This window comes from Nonomuraea mangrovi (assembly GCF_042681425.1).
In the GTDB taxonomy this organism is placed as follows: domain Bacteria; phylum Actinomycetota; class Actinomycetes; order Streptosporangiales; family Streptosporangiaceae; genus Nonomuraea; species Nonomuraea mangrovi.
The window spans coordinates 1-859 of the sequence record NZ_JBHUFV010000132.1 but is presented as its reverse complement, the minus strand read 5'-3'; the positions used below and the strand labels follow the sequence as shown (position 1 = coordinate 859).

The window sequence follows — 859 nt, the reverse complement described above, 5'->3', positions numbered from 1 at the left end:
TTGTGACGACAGACATCAACACCCTTCTCACCGCACTGTACGTGAAGATCGACGACTGGCTCGGCACATCACCCCGCAGCGGACGACCACCGAAGCTGACCGACGCCGAGTTACTGACCCTGGCAGTGGCCCAGGTCCTGCTCGGTGTCCGTTCCGAAGCCCGCTGGCTGCGGTTCGTCCCCCGACACCTGCCCGGCGCCTTCCCCTACCTGCCCGGCCAATCCGGCTACAACAAACGACTGCGCCGCGCCCTGCCCCTGCTCCAGCGCGCAATCCGGGTCTTGGCCCGCGACACCGACCTGTGGGCCGAGCTGGTGTGGGTGGTCGACTCCACCCCCGTCGAATGCGGCCGTTCCCGCCCCACCACCCAGCGCTCGAACCTGGCAGGATGGGCCGGCTACGGCTACTGCCGCTCCCACTCCCGCTGGTTTTGGGGCTTGCGGCTCCACCTGATCTGCACGCCGGCCGGACTGCCGCTCACCTGGGCCCTGGCCACTCCGAAGATCGACGAACGGCAGGTGCTGATGGCCATTCTCGATCACGATCCTGACCTGCTCGTCGACCGGCCCGGGCTGCTGATCGTCGCCGACAAGGGTTACGTGTCGGCCGAGCTGGACCGCTACCTGCAAGAGCGGGGAGTACGGCTGCTACGACCTTCGTATCGCAACCGCATGCCCCGCCCGGGCGAGCAGTTCCTCAAGCCCATCCGTCAGCTCATCGAATCGGTCAACGACACTCTGAAGGGCCAGCTCGATCTCGAGCTTCACGGCGGACGCAGCCCGGAGGGAGTCGGCGCGCGCATCGCCCAGCGGATCTTGGCGTTGACCGCCGCGATCTGGCACAACCGCGCCACTGGCCA

The 859-nt window shown here is 67.4% G+C and carries 1 protein-coding gene; it reads left to right on the top strand.

Annotated features, from left to right (window positions below; genetic code table 11):
- Window positions 1–2 precede the first annotated feature (2 nt).
- A partial coding sequence (locus tag ACFSKW_RS54940) for an IS982 family transposase (protein ID WP_379583922.1) occupies window positions 3–859 on the top strand: 857 nt, incomplete at its 3' end.